The organism is Pelagerythrobacter marinus (genome assembly GCF_009827515.1).
In the GTDB taxonomy this organism is placed as follows: Bacteria; Pseudomonadota; Alphaproteobacteria; order Sphingomonadales; family Sphingomonadaceae; genus Pelagerythrobacter; species Pelagerythrobacter marinus.
Window position 1 is genome coordinate 319,721 of sequence record NZ_WTYO01000003.1, and the last position, 19,516, is coordinate 339,236.

Annotated in this window: 20 protein-coding genes; 13 read left to right on the plus strand and 7 right to left on the minus strand. The window is 69.7% G+C overall.

What is annotated here, in order from left to right; genetic code table 11:
• Nucleotides 1-10: 10 nt before the first annotated feature.
• The 3 genes from GRI72_RS08640 to GRI72_RS08650 form a co-directional block, all read right to left on the minus strand.
• On the minus strand, nucleotides 11-1,816 hold the full coding sequence (locus tag GRI72_RS08640; RefSeq protein ID WP_237486952.1) for an AMP-dependent synthetase/ligase: 1,806 nt from the start codon (nucleotides 1,814-1,816) through the stop codon (nucleotides 11-13).
• Between the two features lie 136 nt (nucleotides 1,817-1,952).
• On the minus strand, nucleotides 1,953-3,695 hold the full coding sequence (gene ggt, locus GRI72_RS08645) for a gamma-glutamyltransferase (RefSeq protein WP_160733497.1): 1,743 nt from the start codon (nucleotides 3,693-3,695) through the stop codon (nucleotides 1,953-1,955).
• 10 nt (nucleotides 3,696-3,705) lie between these two features.
• Entirely contained in the window at nucleotides 3,706-4,734 is a 1,029-nt protein-coding gene (locus GRI72_RS08650; RefSeq protein WP_160733498.1) for a quinone-dependent dihydroorotate dehydrogenase, read from the minus strand.
• 284 nt (nucleotides 4,735-5,018) lie between these two features.
• Here GRI72_RS08650 and GRI72_RS08655 point away from each other — a divergent pair, with 284 nt between their 5' ends.
• The 11 genes from GRI72_RS08655 (at nucleotide 5,019) to GRI72_RS08705 (ending at nucleotide 13,667) form a co-directional block, all read left to right on the plus strand.
• A complete protein-coding gene (locus GRI72_RS08655; RefSeq protein WP_160733499.1) occupies nucleotides 5,019-6,857 on the plus strand; it encodes a DUF885 domain-containing protein in 1,839 nt (612 codons plus the stop codon).
• 114 nt (nucleotides 6,858-6,971) lie between these two features.
• Nucleotides 6,972-7,439: an SUF system Fe-S cluster assembly regulator gene (locus GRI72_RS08660; protein ID WP_160733500.1), complete on the plus strand. Its 468-nt coding sequence runs from the start codon at nucleotides 6,972-6,974 to the stop codon at nucleotides 7,437-7,439.
• Nucleotides 7,436-8,917 (plus strand): Fe-S cluster assembly protein SufB, encoded by a 1,482-nt coding sequence (gene sufB, locus GRI72_RS08665; protein ID WP_160733501.1) that lies wholly within the window; start codon nucleotides 7,436-7,438, stop codon nucleotides 8,915-8,917. Before GRI72_RS08660 ends, sufB begins: the two co-directional genes overlap by 4 nt.
• Nucleotides 8,914-9,156 (plus strand): hypothetical protein, encoded by a 243-nt coding sequence (locus GRI72_RS08670; RefSeq protein ID WP_160733502.1) that lies wholly within the window; start codon nucleotides 8,914-8,916, stop codon nucleotides 9,154-9,156. Before sufB ends, GRI72_RS08670 begins: the two co-directional genes overlap by 4 nt.
• On the plus strand, nucleotides 9,153-9,698 hold the full coding sequence (locus tag GRI72_RS08675; RefSeq protein ID WP_160733503.1) for an endonuclease domain-containing protein: 546 nt from the start codon (nucleotides 9,153-9,155) through the stop codon (nucleotides 9,696-9,698). The genes GRI72_RS08670 and GRI72_RS08675 overlap by 4 nt, the downstream gene beginning before the upstream one ends.
• The gene (gene sufC / locus GRI72_RS08680; RefSeq protein WP_160733504.1) at nucleotides 9,698-10,441 is read left to right on the plus strand and encodes a Fe-S cluster assembly ATPase SufC; all 744 of its coding nucleotides are present in this window, start codon (nucleotides 9,698-9,700) and stop codon (nucleotides 10,439-10,441) included. The genes GRI72_RS08675 and sufC overlap by 1 nt, the downstream gene beginning before the upstream one ends.
• On the plus strand, nucleotides 10,438-10,839 hold the full coding sequence (locus GRI72_RS08685) for a hypothetical protein (RefSeq protein WP_160733505.1): 402 nt from the start codon (nucleotides 10,438-10,440) through the stop codon (nucleotides 10,837-10,839). The genes sufC and GRI72_RS08685 overlap by 4 nt, the downstream gene beginning before the upstream one ends.
• On the plus strand, nucleotides 10,836-11,594 hold the full coding sequence (locus GRI72_RS08690; protein WP_160733506.1) for a SufD family Fe-S cluster assembly protein: 759 nt from the start codon (nucleotides 10,836-10,838) through the stop codon (nucleotides 11,592-11,594). The genes GRI72_RS08685 and GRI72_RS08690 overlap by 4 nt, the downstream gene beginning before the upstream one ends.
• A gap of 2 nt (nucleotides 11,595-11,596) precedes the next feature.
• Nucleotides 11,597-12,787, plus strand: coding sequence for a SufS family cysteine desulfurase (locus tag GRI72_RS08695; protein ID WP_160733507.1), 1,191 nt, complete (start codon nucleotides 11,597-11,599; stop codon nucleotides 12,785-12,787).
• The gene (locus GRI72_RS08700) at nucleotides 12,784-13,308 is read left to right on the plus strand and encodes an SUF system Fe-S cluster assembly protein (protein WP_160733508.1); all 525 of its coding nucleotides are present in this window, start codon (nucleotides 12,784-12,786) and stop codon (nucleotides 13,306-13,308) included. The genes GRI72_RS08695 and GRI72_RS08700 overlap by 4 nt, the downstream gene beginning before the upstream one ends.
• On the plus strand, nucleotides 13,308-13,667 hold the full coding sequence (locus GRI72_RS08705; protein ID WP_202389025.1) for a HesB/IscA family protein: 360 nt from the start codon (nucleotides 13,308-13,310) through the stop codon (nucleotides 13,665-13,667). Before GRI72_RS08700 ends, GRI72_RS08705 begins: the two co-directional genes overlap by 1 nt.
• Here GRI72_RS08705 and GRI72_RS08710 read toward each other — a convergent pair.
• The 3 genes from GRI72_RS08710 to GRI72_RS08720 form a co-directional block, all read right to left on the minus strand.
• Nucleotides 13,664-14,350 carry a hypothetical protein gene (locus GRI72_RS08710; protein WP_160733510.1) on the minus strand — a complete coding sequence of 229 codons (687 nt, stop codon included), beginning with the start codon at nucleotides 14,348-14,350 and terminating at the stop codon, nucleotides 13,664-13,666. The two genes, GRI72_RS08705 and GRI72_RS08710, sit on opposite strands and share 4 nt — an antisense overlap.
• 84 nt (nucleotides 14,351-14,434) lie before the next feature.
• Nucleotides 14,435-14,884: a hypothetical protein gene (locus GRI72_RS08715; RefSeq protein WP_160733511.1), complete on the minus strand. Its 450-nt coding sequence runs from the start codon at nucleotides 14,882-14,884 to the stop codon at nucleotides 14,435-14,437.
• 4 nt (nucleotides 14,885-14,888) lie between these two features.
• Entirely contained in the window at nucleotides 14,889-15,569 is a 681-nt protein-coding gene (locus GRI72_RS08720) for an EI24 domain-containing protein (RefSeq protein ID WP_160733512.1), read from the minus strand.
• A 128-nt stretch (nucleotides 15,570-15,697) separates the two neighbouring features.
• On the opposite strand from GRI72_RS08720, the gene GRI72_RS08725 reads away from it, so the two are divergent.
• Nucleotides 15,698-16,705 (plus strand): adenosine kinase, encoded by a 1,008-nt coding sequence (locus GRI72_RS08725; RefSeq protein WP_419880239.1) that lies wholly within the window; start codon nucleotides 15,698-15,700, stop codon nucleotides 16,703-16,705.
• Nucleotides 16,706-16,733: 28 nt separating this feature from the next.
• Here the strand turns inward: GRI72_RS08725 and purD are convergent, their stop codons facing one another.
• Nucleotides 16,734-18,026 carry a phosphoribosylamine--glycine ligase gene (gene purD, locus GRI72_RS08730; RefSeq protein WP_160733514.1) on the minus strand — a complete coding sequence of 431 codons (1,293 nt, stop codon included), beginning with the start codon at nucleotides 18,024-18,026 and terminating at the stop codon, nucleotides 16,734-16,736.
• Between purD and xseA the strand changes: the two genes are divergently transcribed.
• Nucleotides 18,025-19,509: an exodeoxyribonuclease VII large subunit gene (xseA, locus tag GRI72_RS08735; protein WP_160733515.1), complete on the plus strand. Its 1,485-nt coding sequence runs from the start codon at nucleotides 18,025-18,027 to the stop codon at nucleotides 19,507-19,509. The two genes, purD and xseA, sit on opposite strands and share 2 nt — an antisense overlap.
• Nucleotides 19,510-19,516: the final 7 nt, after the last annotated feature.

Sequence of the window (19,516 nt, forward strand, 5' to 3'; positions counted from 1 at the left end):
CCCGCCCGGCTCAGTGCCGGTACAGCGCGTCGAGACGCGGCCCGTAGCGTTCGCGGATCTTGTGCCGGCGGATTTTCATCGACGGCGTCATTTCCTCGTTCTCGATCGTGAACGGCTCGTCCGCGAAGGCGAACTGGCGGATTTTCTCGATCACCGACAGCTCGCGGTTCACCTCGTCGATCACCGCGCGGATCGCGCTGCGGAAGGCGGGCAGGTCCTGCAGCGCCGGCAGGTCGAACTTCTCGCCGTTCGCGCGCGCCCATTCGAGCGCCCATTCTGCATCGGGCACGATCAGGCCGACGACATAGGGGCGCTTGTCGCCGCTCACCATCGCCTGCGCGATCTCGGGCCGCAGCGTCAGCATGCCTTCCAGCTTCTGCGGCGCGACATTGTCGCCCTTGTCGTTGACGATCATGTCCTTCTTGCGATCGGTGATCACGATCCGGCCTTTCTCGTCCAGGTGGCCGATATCGCCGGTGTGGAGCCAACCGTCCTTCAGCGCGCGCTCGGTCTCCGCCTTGTTCTGCCAGTAACCGTGCATGACCAGCTCGCCCCGGCAGAGGATCTCGCCGTCGTCGGCGATCGCGATCTCGACCCCGCGCAGCGGCGGGCCGACCGTGTGCATGGCAATCCCGGCGCGCGGGCGGTTGCAGCTGATGACGGGCCCGGCCTCGGTCTGGCCATATCCCTGCAGCATGGTCAGCCCCATCGACTGGAAGAACACGCCGACTTCCGGGTTGAGCGGCGCGCCGCCCGAAACCATCGCCTTGATGCGCCCGCCAAAACGCTGGCGGATCTTGGGCCGCAGCAGCCGTTCCAGCACGAAGTCGAGCGTCTTGTCGCCCAGGCGATAACGGCCTTCCGCCTTGCGCTGGCCGAGTGCGAGCGCGCGGTCCATCAGGGCCTTGGCCGCGCCGCCCTGCTTGTCCACCTGCTTCATGATCCGCTGGCGCAGGACCTCGAACAGGCGCGGGACGACGACCATGATCGTCGGGCGCGTTTCCTCTATGTTGCTGGCCAATTTCTCCAGCCCCTCGGCATAGAAGATCTGCGCCCCCACGGCGATCGGCAGGCATTGCCCCCCCGTGTGCTCGTATGCGTGGCTGAGCGGCAGGAACGAGAGGAAGCGATCGTCCTCGTCGAGGCCGAAGTCGTTTGCCAGGATTTCCGCCGCGCCGGCGACGTTGCACAGGATTGCGCCGTGATGCTGCAGCACGCCGCGCGGCGCGCCGCCGGTGCCGCTGGTATAGATGATGCAGGCGGTGTCGGACCGGCCGACCGAGGTCATCCGCTTATCGACCGCCTCGCGCGCGGCGGCTGCATCGCCTTCGGTCATGGCCGACCAGCCGTGGCAGGTCAGGCTGCCCGACTGGTACTGGCGAATGCCGTCGATCGGGATCACGTGCTCGGCAATCCCGGTCCGCATGATCGCGGGCAGCAGCGGCTGCGACAGCTTCTCGGTCGAAACGATCACCGCGCGGGCGCCCGAGTTGTCGAGGATATGGACGTGGTCGCGCTCGGTATTGGTGACATAGGCGGGCACCGTCACGCAGCCGGCCGCCATGATCGCGAGGTCGGCGATGCACCACTCGGGCCGGTTTTCCGATACCAGCATGACCCGGTCCCCGTCCTCGAGGCCGAGCCCGCGCAGGTTCTGGGCCAGGACGCAGACCGTTCGAGCCGCCTCGCGCCAGGACATCGTCTGCCAGGTGCCGTCGCGCTTCGCCCCCAGGAAGGGGGCGTCCCCCTTGGCGTCGGCGCGCCGGAGAAACAGTTCGACGAGGTTGTTCGCCGCATCGATGTCAGACAATTGCAAGGCTAGGGGCTCCTGATCCCGCGTCCGGCTTCGTCGTGGCCGGTCGCGCTGAATTACGCGCCTGCCGCGGCGCCAGCAAGCCTGCATCGGGGCCGCGCGGTGGCATGAGCGGTGGCACGGGCGCGGGGCGCGCGGGTCAGGGGACCACGATCTGCGCGGCGATCCGCGGATCGCGCGCCGGCGTCCACTTGCCGTCGCGATAGAGGACCGCGTTGGCCTTCAGCCCCACTTCGCGGGCGGTCACCGTTTCGTGCCCCAGCGCGCGCAGCCGCGGGATCGCCCGTTCGAGCCAGGTGCCCTTTTCCACCAGCACGGCGTCGCCGTAAGCCATGGCGAAAGGCAGGGCGAGCGCGGCCTCGGCGTCGAGGCCGAAATCGATCACGCCGACGATGCTGCGCGCGGTCTGGACCGGGATCGTGCTGCCGCCGGCCGCGCCGATCGCCAGGACGGGCCGGCCCTGCGGGTCCCAGACCACCATCGGCGCCATCGAGCTGCGCGGCCGCTTGCCCGGCTCGACCCGGTTGGCGACCAGGCGCCCCTCGACCGTGGGCGAGCGGCTGAAATCGGTCAGCTCGTTGTTGAGGAAGAACCCGCCGCTCATCAGGCCCGAGCCGAAGGCGCTCTCGATGGTGGAAGTATAGCTGACCATCGTGTTCGCGCCATCGACCACCGCGAAGTGCGACGTGCCGCGCTCTTCCGGCTCGTCGCCGTCGGCCAGGGCACGCGGGGCGCCTTCGGGGACCCCGGCGGCGACGGTCGCCATCGTCGCGTCGGGCGCGATCAGCGCGCTGCGCCGCGCGAGGTAGCCCGGATCGACGAGGCCCGCGACCGGCACCGATACGAAATCGGCATCGGCCAGGTACAGCTCGCGGTCGGCATAGGCGAGGCGCTGCGATTCGACGAAGAGGTGCCAGGTCACCGGGTTGTCCACGCCGAGCGCGGCAAGGTCGAAGCGTTCGAGCTGGCCGAGGATCTGCAGCACGGCGACGCCGCCCGACGTGGGCGGGCCCATCCCGCAGATGCGATAATCGCGGTAGGTCCCGCAGACCGCGTCGCGCGCCCTGGCCTCGTAGGCGGCGAGATCGCCCGCGGTCATCGCGCCCGCGCGCGGCGTCTCGGCGGCGACCGTCGCGGCGAGGGACGCTGCCCGCTCGCCGTGATAGAAGGCCTCGGGCCCGCCGGCGGCGATCGCTTCCAGCGTCTCGGCCAGCGCCGCGTTCACCACCAGGTGCCCGGCGGGGTGCGGAGTGCCCTGGGCATCGAAGAACAGCGCGCGCCCTTGCGCGGTCCAGCCCGCCCGCTCGGCCGTTCCGGCCAGCGAGCGGTGGAGCCGCGGGGTCATGCGGAACCCGTCGCGCGCCAGCTCTATCGCCGGTTCGAACAGCCGGGCCCAGGGCAGCCTGCCATGTTGCCGGTGCGCCAGCGCGGCCAGCGCGACATTGCCCGGGACGCCGACGCTGAGCCCGCTCCTGACCGATTCGGAAAAGGGCGGGACTTCGCCGTTCTCGTCGAGGAACCAGTCGGGCGTCGCCCCGGCCGGCGCGGTTTCGCGCCCGTCGAAGGTTTCCACGGTGCCATCGGCCGTGCCGCGAACGAGGAAGCCCCCGCCGCCGATGCCCGAGCTTTGCGGTTCCACCACGGTCAGCGCCAGCATCGTCGCGATCGCCGCGTCGGTCGCGCTGCCACCGGCGCGCAGCATGGCGAGGCCGGCGGCCTCGGCGCGCGGGTCGGCGGCGCTGACCGTCCCGGCCACGCCGGCGGCGGAAGCGGGCGGCAGGTCGGCCGGGGTGGGCGCGGACGCGGATGCCGGCGGGGGCGGCGCGGTGCAGGCGGCGAGCGGGAGGAGGGCGGCGAGCGACAGGATGGCGTGGCGGATCATGCCTGCCGGGCTATTCGCTCCCGACCGCCTCGGCAAGCGTTGCAAAGCCCTCGCGCCGCATCAGCGTTTCCAGCCCGCGAACGATGCCGCGGGCAATCCCGGGCCCGCGGTAGACCATGGCGCTGTAAAGCTGGACCAGGCTGGCCCCGGCGCGGATGCGGGCCCAGGCGTCCTGCGCGCTGGCGATCCCGCCCACGCCGACGAGCGGGATCGCGCCGCCGGTCGCCGAACGGAAATCGCGCAGGCGCTGCTGCGCCAGGTCGCGCAGCGGGGCGCCCGACAGGCCGCCGGCTTCGCCCGCGTGGGGGGAGGCGAGCGCGGGGCGCGAGATCGTCGTGTTCGACACGATCAGCGCGCCCAGTTGCCGTTCCAGCGCGATCCGCGCGATCGCGTCGATATCCGCCGGCTCGAGGTCGGGCGCGACCTTGAGGAAGACCGGCGGGCCCGCCTCGGGCCGCGCCGCCAGGACCGCGTCCAGCAGCGCGACGAGCGCGCTCTCGTCCTGCAGCGCGCGCAGGCCCGGGGTGTTGGGGCTGGATATGTTGACCGTGAGATAGCTGGCCCAGGGCGCGAAACGGCGCGTCAGCGCGACGTAATCGGCGATGCGATCGGGCGAATCCTTGTTCGCCCCGATGTTGATGCCGAGGATTCCGGCGCGCGCGCCCCGGCGGCGAAGCCGTGCCTCGGCCGCCGCGGCCCCGCCGTTGTTGAAGCCCATGCGATTGATCACCGCGCGGTCTTCCTCCAGCCGGAACAGGCGCGGGCGCGGGTTGCCGGCCTGCGGTCGCGGGGTGATCGAGCCGACTTCGACCGAGCCGAAGCCGAGGCCCAGGACCGCGTCGGGCACTTCGGCATCCTTGTCGAAGCCCGCGGCCATTCCCACCGGGTTGGGGAACGAAAGGCCGGCAACCTCGATCCCGAGCGGCCCGCCCGCCTGCGGCCTGCGCGCGGGGGCGACCTTCAGCGCCGCGATCGTCGTGCGATGCGCGGTTTCGGGGTCGAGGGCGAACAGCGCGGGGCGGACGAGGCGGAACAGCATGGGCCGATGCCTATGGCAAGTGGCCGCATCGCTGTCGACCGGGGCCGGCTGCCGACACAATTTTGCAACATAATTTCTCCGCCCGGCTGTCGCAAACATACAATCGTTCGCAGGCGACTCGTCTAGAGGAGCTTTGCGACCCGAAGGGCCCGGCGCCACCCGGCGCGGGGTTCTTGCCTTTTGCGGGGCGGTGCCGCTTTGCCGGCGCCGCCCCCTTTTTGTCCGGCTGGCCAGCGGGCGATTTTCGCGCCACAAGCCCGGTGGATGGAACAAGGAGGTCGCAGATGACGAAGACGAAACGGCTGGTCGCGCTCGGCGTATCGGTTGCCGCCCTGGCGATGGCGGGTGGCGCCCAGGCCCAGACACAGGCACAGGAAGCGGGCGCCGCCGACGCGCAGGCGCGGCAGGTCATCGTCCTGCCGGGGCCCGAGGCGGGGATCGATGCCCTGTTCGAAGCCTACGACGAGGCCCAGCTCTCGCTCTCCCCGCTGTCCAAGGCCTACCGCGGCATCCGCGACGAGGACTATGGCGAATGGGGCGACGTCAGCGATGCGGCGGAACGGCGCCAGCACGAGCTGCTCCAGGCGGCGGCCGAAACGATGCGGGCGAACTTCGACCCCGATGCCCTGCCCCCGCAGGATGCGCTGAGCTATCGCCTGTTCGATGCAATGGCGAAGCGGCGCGCCTCGCTCTTCGCCTTTCGCGACTATGGCTATATCTTCGACCAGATGAACGGCGCGCAGAGCGAGCTGCCGGCCTTCCTCATCAATATCCACTCGGTGGCCGACGTGCAGCAGGCGCGCGACTACATCAGCCGGATCAAGCGGCTCGGCCCGGTGCTCGATACCCTCGTGGCCGAATCGCGCGAACGCGCGGCGGAAGGGATCATGCCGCCCGACTGGGTCTATCCCTACGTCATCTCGGACATCGAGAACCTGCTGGGTGCCGGCGCGGACAACGCCGTGCTCGAAGACTTCGAAGGCAAGGTGGCCGCGCTCGACCTGCCGCCGGCCGAGCGGGCGGACCTGGTCGCCCGGGCGCACCAGGCCTGGGACGTGTCGGCCCGCCCGGCCTATCGGCGCCTGCTCGCCGAAATGCGCCGCCAGCAGCCGATGGCGCCGACGCAGGACGGCGTGTGGCGGTTCGAACGCGGCGACGAATACTATGCCGCCCTGCTCGCCAACTACACGACGACCGATCTCACCGCGGACGAGATTCACCAGATCGGGCTCGACAACGTCGCCCGGATCCACCGCGAGATGCGGGCGATCATGGACCAGGTCGGTTTCGAGGGAACGCTGCAGGATTTCTTCCACCACGCGCGCACCGATCCGCGGTTCTACTACGAAACGCGCGAGGAGTACCTGGCCGACGTGGAGAAGCACCGCGTCGCGATCGAGCGGGTGCTGCCCGATTTCTTCGCCACCCTGCCGACCGACCCGATGGTGGTGAAACCGGTCGAGGCCTTCCGCGAGAAGAGCGCGGGCAAGGCTTTCTATTCGCGCCCCGCGCCCGACGGGTCGCGCCCCGGCACTTATTACGTCAATCTCTACAACCTCAACGACATGAGCCGGAACGAGCTGGAGGCGCTGTTCTACCACGAGGGGCTGCCGGGCCATCATCTCCAGCTCTCGATCCAGACGCAGCTGGGCGACGTGCCGGCCTTCCGCCGGTTCGGCGGGATCACCGCCTATTCCGAGGGGTGGGGCCTCTATGCCGAGGAACTGGGCAAGGACATGGGCTTCTACACCGATCCCTATTCCGATTTCGGCCGGCTGGGGATGGAACTGTGGAGAGCCTGTCGGCTGGTTGTCGATACCGGCCTGCACCACAAGCGCTGGAGCCGGGAGGAGGCGATCGCCTACCTGACCGAGAACACCCCCAACCCCGAGGGCGACATCCGCAAGGCGATCGAACGCTATGCCGTCTATCCCGGGCAGGCGACCGCCTACATGATCGGCAAGCTCAAGATCATGGAGCTGCGCGAAAGTGCGCGTGCGCAGCTGGGCGAGCGGTTCGACATTCGCGGGTTCCACGACGCGATCCTGAAGAGCGGCCCGGTCCCGCTGTCGATCATGGAGGAGAACGTCGAGGCCTGGGTCGCCTCGCAGAAGGGGGCCTGAGCCGGCGGGGCCGGGCCCGGCCACTCGCTAACGACTCGCAACTGGCGGTTTTCCGTTGAAAACCGCCGCCGCGGCCCATACCTGCAAATCGGAACGAAAAGGTCCGATTTGCCGATGCGACTGTCCAACCTGGCCGACTATGCCGTCGTGACGATGAGCGCCGCCGCACGCCATTGCGGCGGCGAACGCACGAGCGCGGCCGAGCTGGCGGCCGAAACCGGCCTTCCGGCGCCGACGGTCGCCAAGCTGGTCAGCCGCCTTTCCGCTGCCGGGCTCCTGCGCTCGGTGCGCGGGGCCGGCGGCGGGCTGCAGCTCGCCCGGCCGGCGGCGGCGATCACGCTGGCGGACATCATCGAGGCGGTCGAAGGCCCGATTGCGCTGACCCAGTGCGTCGAGGGCGACGATTGCGCGGTCGATCACACCTGCAGCGTCAAGCCGCACTGGCCGATCGTCAATGCCGCCCTTCGCGGGGCGCTTGCCGGCATTCCGCTGACGCAGCTTGCCGCCGGTCCCGTGCCGGCGGGCGCCGTCGGGCGGGCATCTCCCGCGCGCGAAAACACTCTATCCGGAACATCTGCATGAACGAAGAGATCGACATCCAGGACCGCGAGGCCCGAGAGGCCGCGGCGAAAGCGGCCGAGTACGAATTCGGCTGGCATTCGGACATCGACACCGAGTTCGCGCCCAAGGGGCTGAACGAGGACACGGTCCGGTTCATCAGCGCCAAGAAGCGCGAGCCGGAATGGATGCTCGAATGGCGGCTCAAGGCCTTTCGCCTGTGGCAGGACATGGCGGAGCCCGACTGGGCCAAGGTCGGCTATCCGCCGATCGATTACCAGGACGCCTATTACTACGCCGAGCCGAAGAAGAAGCCGCAGCTCGATTCGCTCGACGAGCTCGATCCCGAGATCAAGTCGGTCTACGACAAGCTCGGCATCCCGCTGGCGGAGCAGGAAGTGCTCGCCGGGGTGAAGGGCGCGCGCAAGGTCGCGGTCGATGCCGTGTTCGACAGCGTTTCGGTCGCGACCACTTTCCGCGAGGAGCTGCAGAAGGCGGGCGTGATCTTCCTGTCGATCAGCGAGGCGATCCGCGAACATCCCGAGCTTGTGAAGAAATGGCTCGGCAAGGTCGTGCCCCAGCGCGACAATTACTTCGCCACGCTCAACAGCGCGGTCTTTTCCGACGGCACCTTCGTCTACGTGCCCGAGGGGGTCCGCTGCCCGATGGAGCTTTCCACCTATTTCCGCATCAATGCCGAGAATACCGGCCAGTTCGAGCGCACGCTGATTGTCGCCGAGAAGGGCAGCTATGTCAGCTACCTCGAAGGCTGCACCGCGCCGATGCGCGACGAGAACCAGCTCCACGCCGCAGTGGTGGAACTGGTCGCGCTCGACGATGCCGAGATCAAGTATTCGACCGTGCAGAACTGGTACCCCGGCAATGCCGAGGGCAAGGGCGGGATCTACAATTTCGTCACCAAGCGCGGCCTGTGCCAGGGCGCGCGCAGCAAGATCAGCTGGACCCAGGTCGAAACCGGCAGCGCGGTGACCTGGAAGTATCCGAGCTGCGTGCTCAACGGTGAGGATTCGGTCGGCGAATTCTACTCGGTTGCCGTCACCAACAATTACCAGCAGGCCGATACCGGCACCAAGATGATCCACAACGGCAAGGGCAGCCGTTCCACGATCATCTCCAAGGGCATTTCGGCGGGCAAGAGCAACAACACTTATCGCGGCCTCGTGCGCGTCGGCCCCAATGCCGAAGGGGTGCGCAACTTCACCCAGTGCGACAGCCTGCTGCTGGGCGACAAGTGCGGCGCGCATACCGTGCCCTATATCGAAGTGAAGAACCCCAGCGCCCAGATCGAGCACGAGGCGACGACCAGCAAGATCAGCGACGACCAGCTGTTCTACGCCATGCAGCGCGGGCTGGACGAGGAAGAGGCCGTGGCCCTGATCGTCAACGGCTTCGCGCGCGAGGTGCTGAAGGAACTGCCTATGGAATTCGCGGTCGAGGCGCAGAAGCTGCTGGCCATCTCACTCGAGGGGAGTGTGGGGTGATCTGGATCGCGATGCTCTTTGCACTCTGCCTGCTGATGGCAGGCGCATCACTGTTTCGCCTCCGCGAAATGCTCGTCGCGCGTGAGGTCAACGTGTGGGGAACCATTTGGCGCAAGTCGGCGGAGACGAAGGGCTACTGGTTTTGGGTAAGCCTAATGGCATTCTTTGCGCTGGCTGGCTTTGCATTCGCGGTCGTAAGTTCTGTGGCCCTAGCACACGGAGCGGGTCTCCTTCCATGACTGACCGCAAAACCCTCCAGCTGCGCGATCCGTCCGAGACCACCGACGCGCCCGCGATCAAGAAGCGCGGGCGCGGGTGGGAGATCTCGGAGAAGCGGCTCGACGCGCTGCACGAGCGGGCGCGCGAGATGCGGCGGCACGCGTCGGACGCGCACAAGGCGCTGGCGGAGCGTTTCAGCAAGGCCGATCTCGGGCGCTATACCTTCAAGCGCTTCGCCGTGGTCGGCAGCGCGATCGTCGATTTCAACTGCCACAATCTCGGCATGGCGATCATCATCGACGAGGATGGCGCGGACCCGGCGCTCGCCCGCCGCCGCGACAAGAGCCTCGAGGCCGTGGGCGTGCGCGTCATGCACATCGCGGCGAAGGACGTGCTCGAGGATATCGACGCGGTCCTCGCCCGGATCACCGCCGGGATGCGCATGCGCATTGCCGACAAGAGCGAGGCCCGCCGCCAGCACAACGCCAACAATCCCCGGCAGACCCGGCCGCGCTACGACCGCGCGGGCAATGGTCCGCCGCGCAAGCCCCGGAAAGACTGATGCTGAAAATCGAAAACCTCCATGCCGAAATCGACGGCACGCAGATCCTCAACGGCCTGACGCTCGAAGTGGGCGCGGGCGAAGTCCACGCGATCATGGGCCCCAACGGCGCGGGCAAGTCGACGCTTGCCTATGTGCTCGGCGGCCGGCCCGGCTACGAGGTCACCGCGGGATCGGTGACGTTCAAGGGGCAGGACCTGCTGGAGCTGGAGCCGCACGAACGCGCCGCTGCCGGCATGTTCCTCGGCTTCCAGTACCCGGTCGAGATCCCCGGCGTCTCCAACGTCCAGTTCCTGCGCGAAGCGCTCAATTCCCAGCGCAAGGCGCGCGGGGAAGAACCGCTGACCGGGGGCGAGTTCCTCAAGCTGGCGAAAGACAAGGCCGGCCTGCTCAAGCTCGACATGGACATGCTCAAGCGGCACGTGAACGTCGGCTTCTCGGGCGGCGAGAAGAAGCGCGCCGAGATGGTCCAGATGGGTATTCTCGACCCGGTTCTCGCCGTGCTCGACGAAACCGACAGCGGGCTCGACATCGATGCGCTGCGGGTCGTGGGCGAAGGGATCAACGCGATCATGCGCGCGCCGGACAAGGGCGTGCTGCTGATCACCCACTACCAGCGGCTGCTCGATTACGTGAAGCCGGACTATGTCCATGTCCTGAGCAAGGGCCGGATCGTGAAGACCGGCGATGCCGACCTGGCAAAGCGGCTCGAGGCCGAGGGGTACGAGGCCGTCGCGGCATGAAGCTGCTTGCATTGCCTCTCCTGCTCGCGGCCAGTGGACTGCAGGCCCAGCCGGCAGCCCGGCCTTCCGCCCCGCAGCCCGCTCCGCTCGATGCCCAGAGCGCCGCGGCCAAGCTGAAGGGATGGAAGGGCAGCGTCGCGCGCGCAGACGGGCGCCTGGTCTGCCGCACGCGCACCAGCACGGGCGATCGCCGGCTCGACGCGATCCGCTGCGGCGCCATGCTGACCTGCGCCCGCCCGTTGCAGGGCGAGATCGACCGGCTGGCAGCCACCGCCATGCCTGCGGGCGAGCGGCGGCTCGCTTTCGACCGCCTGATGGCGACCGCGCGCCCGTGCATGGACCGATACCAGGACGAGGCGATCGCGCGCCTGCTGACCGAAGAAGGAGGGCGATCATGAACGCCACCACCACCCTGCCCACCCGCAAGGACGAAGCCTGGCGCTATTCGGCGGTCGAGGCGCTCGATGGCGTCGATCTCGACGCCTGGCGCGCGATCGACGTCGCGGCCGGAGAGACGTTCCGCGAATGCCTGACGATCGAGGACGGGCCCGGGACCGGCGCGAGTGAACTGCGCCGCCTGCGCGTGACGCTGGGCGCGGGCGCGCGGTGCGAGCTGTTCGCCGTCATCGCCGCTGCCGAGCTGGGCCGGATCGAGGTCGAGGTGCGCCTGGCCGAAGGCGCGCATTTCGAACTCGGCGGAGTCACGCTGGGCGGCCGCGAGACCGTGCGCGAATTCGTCACCCGCGTGGTCCATGCAGAGCCTGGTGCGACCAGCAACCAGGTGGTCCGCGCGGTTCACTGGGGCCGGGGGACGGGCAATTTCCTGGGCAATATCGACGTCGTGCGCGACGCGCAGCAGACCGACGCGGCGCAGAGCTTCAAGGGCCTGCTGCTCGAAAAGGGCGCGAGCGTGAACGCCGTGCCGCAGCTGGAGATCTTTGCCGACGACGTCAAATGCGCGCACGGCGCGAGCGTGGGCCAGATGGACGAGATGGCGCGGTACTACATGGCGGCGCGCGGTCTCTCGCCCGAGCTTTCGCGCCGGCTGCTGGTCCAGGCCTTCATCGGCGATGCTTTCGTTGCGCTCGATGACGAGGGCGAGCGCGAGCGGATGATGGCGATCGCCCTCGCCAAGCTGGACAAGCACCTGTGAGCGTGGCGACGACTCTCGATATCGCCAGCGTGCGCGAGGATTTTCCCGGCCTCCGCGCGCCCGGGGGCGAACCGTGGCACTACCTCGACACCGCGGCCACTGCGCAGAAGCCGCAGTCCGTGATCGATGCCGTGTCGCGCGCGATCGGCGCGGATTACGCCACCGTCCATCGCGGCGTCTATTCGCGCTCCGCCGAAATGACGCTGGGTTACGAGGCCGCCCGGCGGCGCGTGGCCGCCTTCGTCGGGGGGCAGGAGGCGGAACTGGTCTTCACCCGCGGCGCGACCGAGGCGATCAACCTCGTCGCCCATTCCTGGCCCGACAAGGGGCGCGTCTTGCTCTCGGTGCTGGAGCATCATTCGAACATCGTGCCCTGGCAGCTCGCCGGCTGGCAGGTCGATGTCTGCCCGTTGACCGAAGACGGGGCGATCGATCTCGACGCGGCAGAGGCCTTGTTGACGCGCGAGCACACGATGGTCGCCTTCGCGCACGTCTCCAACGTCCTCGGCGCGACGCTCGACGTCGAACGCGCGGCAGCGCTGGCGCATTCGGTGGGCGCGAAGCTGCTGATCGACGGGTGCCAGGCGGTTCCGCGCCTGCCGGTCGATGTCGCGGCGCTCGGCTGCGATTTCTATGCCTTCAGCGCGCACAAGCTCTACGGCCCGACCGGCGTGGGCGCGCTGTGGGGCCGGGCCGAGCTGCTCGATGCCATGCCCCCGTGGCAGGGCGGCGGCTCGATGATCGAGAAAGTCGCCTTCGACGGGACCACTTACGCCCCGCCGCCCCAGCGGTTCGAGGCGGGAACGCCGGCGATTGTCGAGGCGATCGGGTTTGCCGCGGCCTGCGATTATGTCGCCGGGATCGGACCCGGGCGGATCCACGCGCACGAGGCCGCGCTGGTCGCGCGCCTGCGCGAAGGCCTGCGGGGGATGAACGACGTGACCCTGTTCGGCCCCGCCGAGAGCGCGGGAATCGTCAGTTTCGCGATGAACGGGGTTCACCCGCACGATCTGGGCACCATATTGGATGAAGAAAACGTCGCGATCCGCGCCGGGCATCATTGCGCGCAGCCGCTGATGGCCCATCTCGGCGTTCCCGCCACCGCGCGCGCGAGTTTCGGCCTCTATTCGAACGAGGACGACCTCGAGGCGCTCTTGCGCGGGATCGATCGCACCAGGAGGATCTTCGGATGACCGAAGCGAACGAGAAGAAGAAGGATTTCGTCGCCGCGCCGACCCCCTACGAGGCGGTCGAGAAGCCGCCGCGCGCCCGGGTGGAGGACGCCGTGGACGAGGCCCCTCGGGAAGACGCGGGGGCCGAAAGCGCGCGCGACACGATGACGCGCAAGCGCGACTATCTCGAAGGGTTCCTGCAGAAGAAGCCGGAGAACCTCCCCGCCGGGGCGCCGGGGGGCGAGCTCTACGAGGCCGTCGTCGCCGCGCTGAAGGAAATCTACGACCCGGAAATCCCGGTCAACATCTACGATCTCGGGCTGATCTACGGGGTCGATGTCGATGACGAAGGCGGGGTCGTCGTCACGATGACGCTGACCACCCCGCATTGCCCGGTGGCCGAGACGATGCCGGGCGAAGTCGAACTGCGCGCCGCCAGCGTGCCCGGCGTGCGCGATGCCGAAGTCAACCTCGTCTGGGATCCGCCCTGGGGGCCGGACAAGATGACCGACGAGGCCCGCCTCGAACTGGGGATGCTGTGATGGTCGATACGAAAACCCGCCCCGCGCCCAAGGCCGCGGTCGTCCTGACGGCGGCGGCCGAGAAGCGCATTGCCGATCTCATGGCCCAGGCCCCGGAAGATGCGGTGGGGGTCAAGCTGTCCACTCCGCGGCGCGGGTGTTCGGGCCTTGCCTACTCGGTCGACTATGTGAGCGAGGAACAGGCGTTCGACGAGAAGATCGAAACGCCCGGCGGCACGTTCTACATCGACGGGGCGAGCGTGCTCTACCTCGTCGGCAGCACGATGGACTGGCGCGAGGACGATTTCACCGCCGGCTTCGTGTTCGAGAATCCCAATGCCAAGGGCGCCTGCGGCTGCGGCGAGAGCTTCATGGTCTAGCGCCCCGGCGCCAGCACCTCCGCCGCATTTTCGCCGGCAGACAAGGCCCGGCCGAGGCACGCGCCGGCGACATCGCCGAGGAGGAGCGCCCATTCGGGCGAGTTCGCCCCGTCCTCGCTCGCCTGCGCGATCCGGAGCAGCGCCTCGCGCGCCTGTTCGCCGGGAATCGCCCGCTGTCTGCCGCCCGAGGCGAGGAGGATGCGGCGGGCGAGCCGGCATTCGGCCCCGGTGACGTGCCGCGGCCCCGGCGTGCCGCCCACGCGGGTCGGGCCGCGTCCTTCGATCACCGCCAGCTCGATCTGTTGCAGGGCATAGAGCCGGACGCTGTCGGGCACGGCGCCGGCCCGCTCGACGAGGCGCACGAGCAGTTCCAGCTCCGCCATCGTGATCGGCGATCCGCCGCTGTCGATCGCCCCGATCAGCCAGTGCGCCTCGCACGCGTCGCAGGTGTCGGGCGGGTCACTCGCGCCCAGCACGAACTCGCACAGGGCATCGACGAAGAAGTCGGCCCATTCGCCGCTCGGGTGGTCGAGCGCGCGGTTGAGCATGAACAGCGTTTCGGCCTCGTGCCGCGTGATCGTGCCCTCGCTCCAGCCCAGCTGGCGCAGGGCGAGCAGCGAAGGCGGGGAGATCTCTCTCTCCGCCACGGCAGACCGTGCCAGGTCGGCAAATCCGATGGTCATCGCGTCGGCCCTTTCTTCCCGGGACGGCCGCGATTCTCCGCCCGGGGCGTTAACGGGGCGTTACCGCGCGCTGCGGGCTGTCGCCTATCGGCGCCGCAATGCCGCAACGCAGGCGGCGCGGTCCACGTCCAGCCCGTCGGACGCCCGCCGGGCATCGACGTAGGTTGCCGTGGGTTCGGCGCCGGGCCGCAACGGGTAGAGATAGACGTCGAGCACGCAGGCCTCGCCGGTGAACTGCAGCTTGCGCGCATCGCCTTCCCACACGTTCAGGCGCGCGGTGCCGAAAGTTCGCTCCAGCGCCTCCGCATCGGCGCCGATGACGCCTTCCAGCCCCGGCAGATCCATTACGCGGGGCGCGCGAAAGCCGGCGGATGCAGGCGGCGGAGCCGGCCGGGTCGGCGGCGGGGCGGGCTGCGCCGACCCCGGGCGATCGGGGGTGTTTCCGCCCGCAGACGGGGCCGGCACCGTGGCGCAGGCGCCCAGCAGCGGGAGGGCAAGAACGGCGAGGAACCGGGAACGGGCGAGCGACGGCAATGGCTTATCCCTTGCGGCGATGGACGAGGTGGACGGCGGCGGCGGCCCCCAGCACGGGGCCGAGCAGGTTGACGAACGGCACCGCGAGAAGGCCGGCGATCGTTCCGCCGAGGAGGAAACGCTGCGCGCCGGTCAGCGGCGGTTCGGCCGCGGGCGCCGTGTGTCGGTGGCGCGCCCAGGCGAGGTCCTGGAACTCGCGGCCGAGCAGCCAGGCGTTGACCAGCCAGAAGACCAGGGCCGGGCCGATCGCGGTGAAGGCCAGCGGGATCGCGACGATCAGCGCGCCGAGGTTGGCGGCGAGCGCGCGCGCCGTGGCCCGCACGCTGGCCGCCAGCTCCGCCCGCCAGGGCAGCGCCCGCGCGCGGGCGCGCGCCTGCGGATAGTGTCGCGATTCGACGGCGGCGACGATCTCGTCGGCGAAGAACTGCAGCACGGCCAGCGCGACCAGCCGGAACAGCAGCCACCCGCCGACCACCGCGAGCAGCAGGCCGACGAGGGCGCCGATGCCTTCGCTGCCGGCGATGTCGCGCCGTTCCAGCAGGGCATCGATCGCGAAGCCGGCGCCCAGCCCCAGCAGGACGAAGACGACCAGCGTGATCGCGATCGATTTCGCCAGGACGCGCAGGATCGCGGGATCGGCCAGCTGGGCGGCAGCACGGCCGAGGGCGGAGGGAAGCGCGAGCATTGCCGGCGAAAATGCGGCCGCGCGCAGGCACAAGTCAATCGCAAAGCGGCAATGCGCGCCCTTGGCGCGAGTGCCGGCAGCCGCTAGGCGCGAAGGCATTCCTTCCCCGAGGCTTTTCAGGACCGGCCGTGACCCAGCAGACCACCGAACCCCGTTACGACGTGATCGCCATCGGCAATGCGATCGTCGATGTCATGGCCCCTTGCAGCGAGGAACTGCTGGAGGAACTGGGGCTGGCCAAGGGCGGCATGACGCTGGTCGATGCCGCGCGGGCGGAAGAGCTTTATGCCGCGATGGGCCCCGCGCGCGAGATTTCCGGCGGCTCCGCGGCCAATACGCTGGCCGGCCTCTCGGCGCTCGGCGCGCAGTGCGCCTTCATCGGCCAGGTGGCCGACGACCAGCTCGGCGCTGTCTTCGCCCACGATATCCGCGCCGTCGGGATCGATTTCGACACGCCGCCGAGGCAGGACGATCCGCCCACGGCGCGTTGCCTGATCTTCGTCACGCCCGACGCGCAGCGCACGATGAACACGTTCCTCGGCGCGAGCCAGTTCCTCCCGCCGTCGACGCTCGATGCGGAGGCGGTCGGGGCTGCGAAGATCCTCTACCTCGAAGGGTACCTGTGGGACCCGGAAGAACCGCGCGCCGCGATGCGCCGGGCGATCGAGGCCGCCCGGGCCGCCGGGCGCAAGGTGGCCTTCACCTTGTCGGAGGTGTTCGTGATCGATCGCCACGGCGACGATTTCCGCGCCCTGATCGACGACGGGCTGATCGACATCCTGTTCGCCAACCACCTGGAGCTCGCCGCCCTGACCGGCAAGGACACGCTCGACGCCGGCATTGCCGCGCTGCAGGACAAGGTGCCCACGCTGGTCGTCACCCGCAGCGCGGAGGGTGCCGTCGCCGTGCACGACGGGCAGCGAGCCGAAGTGCCGGCGGAGCCGATCGACAAGGTGGTCGACACGACCGGCGCGGGCGATCTCTTCGCGGCCGGGTTCCTCTATGGCTACGTGCGCGAGGAATCGCTGGAGACCTGCCTGCGCCGCGGTGCGATCGCCGCGTGCGAGATCATCTCGCACTATGGCGCGCGGACCGAGGCCGACCTCTCCCGCCTGATGGACGACAAGCTGGGCTGAGCGGCAGGGCCGCCGCGCGCGGCCGGCTTCAGCCGGCCTTGCCCTCGCGCTCCACCTCGCGCCAGCCGATGTCGCGGCGGCAGAACCCGTCGGGGAAATCGATCGCGTCGATCGCGGCATAGGCCGCCGCCTGCGCCTCGCCCACCGTATCGCCCATCGCGGTCACGTTGAGCACGCGGCCGCCGTTCGCGCGCAGCGTCCCGCCGTCGCGGCGGGTGCCGGCGTGGAACACCTTGGCCTTGTCGCCATCGATCTTCCCCAGGTCGATCGCGCCGCCTTTCTCGGGCGCGCCGGGATAGCCCCTGGCCGCCATGACCACGGTCAGCGCGGAGCGGGGCGACCGCCGGACCGGGTCGCAGGTGCCGAGCCGGTTCTCGGCACAGGCGAGCATCAGTTCACCGAGGTCGCTTTCCATCCGCATCATCAGCACCTGGCATTCCGGGTCCCCGAAACGGGCGTTGTACTCGATCAGCTTGGGGCCTTCCTCGGTCAGCATCAGCCCGGCGTAGAGCACGCCCGAATAGGGCATTCCCTCGTCCGCCATTGCGCGCACGGTCGGCGCGATGATCCGCTTGAGCACTTCGCCGTGGAGCGTGGGCGTCAGGACCTTGGCCGGGCTGTAGGCGCCCATGCCGCCGGTGTTGGGCCCGGTATCGCCGTCGCCCACGCGCTTGTGATCCTGCGCGGTGCCGCAGGGCAGGATCGTCGCCCCGTCGGTCAGCGCGAAGAAGCTGGCTTCCTCGCCTTCGAGGAATTCCTCGATCACCACTTCGGCGCCGGCCGCGCCGAACTGGCCGCCGAACATGTCGGCGAGCGCGGTCTCGGCCTCCTCGCGGGTCTGCGCGATCACCACGCCCTTGCCCGCGGCGAGGCCATCGGCCTTGAGCACGAAAGGCGCCGTGAACCGGTCGAGCGCGGCGGTCGCCGCCTCCAGCGAGCCGGCGCGGACATAGCCGGCCGTGGGGATGCCGGCCCGTTCGCACAGCTCCTTGGTGAAGGCCTTGCTCCCCTCGAGCCGGGCCGCCGCCTTCGACGGGCCGAAGACCGCCACGCCGCCGCCGCGCAGCGAATCGGCAAGCCCGTCCACCAGCGGCGCTTCCGGGCCGATCACGACCAGGCCGATGCGCCGTTCCTCGCAGAAGGCGAGGACGGCCGCGTGGTCGCGCGCGTCGAGATCGACGCAGGTCGCGTGTTCGGCAATGCCGGGGTTGCCCGGCGCGGCGTAGAACCTATCCTCCTCGCGCGAGAGAAGGCGGGATTGCGCGAGCTTCCATGCCAGCGCATGTTCGCGCCCGCCCGAGCCCAGCAGAAGGATGTTCATGGCCGCTCCAGATTTCGAAGATGGTGGCAGTGGCGGGCTCGTAGCGCGCTCGCAGCGGGGGGACAACGCCGAGCCGCTGACGATCACCGAAGTTTCCGGCCTGCTCAAGCGGACGGTGGAGGAGCGCTTCGGCTTCGTGCGGCTGCGCGGCGAGCTGTCGGGCGTCAAGCGCGCGGCGTCCGGCCACGTCTACTTGTGCCTGAAGGACGAAGGCGCGGTGATCGACGGGGTCATGTGGCGCAGCACGGCCCAGCGGCTGAGCTTCGCGCCCGAAGACGGGCTGGAAGTCGTCGCCTCGGGAAAGCTGACGACATATCCGGGGCGCTCGAAATACCAGATCGTGATCGATCGGCTGGAAATCGCGGGCGAGGGGGCCCTGCTCGCGCTGCTCGAGAAGACGCGGGCCCGGCTGGCGGCCGAAGGGCTGTTCGCGCCCGAGCGCAAAAGGCCCCTGCCGTTCCTGCCGCGCACGATCGGGGTCGTGACGAGCCCGACCGGCGCGGTGATCCGCGACATCCTGCACCGCCTGGCAGACCGGTTTCCCAGTCACGTTGTCGTCTGGCCCGTCCTGGTCCAGGGGCAGGGCGCGGCCGAACAGGTCGCCGCGGCGATCCGCGGTTTCGGCGCGCTTCCGCCTGATGGCGCCGTGGCGCGGCCGGATCTCCTGATCGTTGCGCGCGGCGGCGGGTCGATCGAGGACTTGTGGAGTTTCAACGAGGAGGCAGTGGTCCGCGCCATTGCCGACAGCCCGGTGCCGGTGATCAGCGCGGTCGGCCACGAGACCGATACGACGCTGGCCGATCACGCGGCCGACCGGCGCGCCCCCACGCCGACCGCGGCCGCGGAAATGGCCGTGCCCGTGCGGGCGGAGCTGGCGGCCACGATGGCCGACTATGCCCTTCGCAAGCGGCGCGCGATCCTGCGCCCGGTGGCGATCGGCCGCGAACGGCTGGAGGCGCGGGCCCAGCGCCTGCCGCGCGCCGACGCGCTGCTCCAGCCCCAGGCCCAGAAGCTCGACGAGCTGGCGGAGCGGCTGCGGCGCGGGCTCGCCGACCGGGCCGGGCGCGGGCGCGAGCGCCTGTCCGAACTGCGCCTGTCGCCTGCCGTGCTGCGCCGCGCCCTGCGCGATGCGCGCCAGCGGCTCGACGCGCAGCGCCTGACCCCGATGCTGCCGACCCTGCGGCTCCAGCGCGAGCGGGAGCGGTTCGGCGCGCTCGAACGTCTCCACCTCTCGCTCGACCCCAAGGCGCCGCTCGCGCGTGGTTTCGTGCTGGTGAAGGACGCGCGCGGCAATCTGGTCCGCTCGCGCGCCGCGGCGGCGGGGGAGCCTTCGCTGGAGCTCGAATTCGCCGACGGCGCGCTCCACGTCGCGCCGGCCGGTTCGGCCGGGGGCAGGGCGGGCCCCGCCCGGCCGGCGAAGCGTGCGCCAAAGCCCACGAATGCCGCCGCGCCGCGGCAAGAGGATTTGTTCGGCCGCGAATGACTTGCTA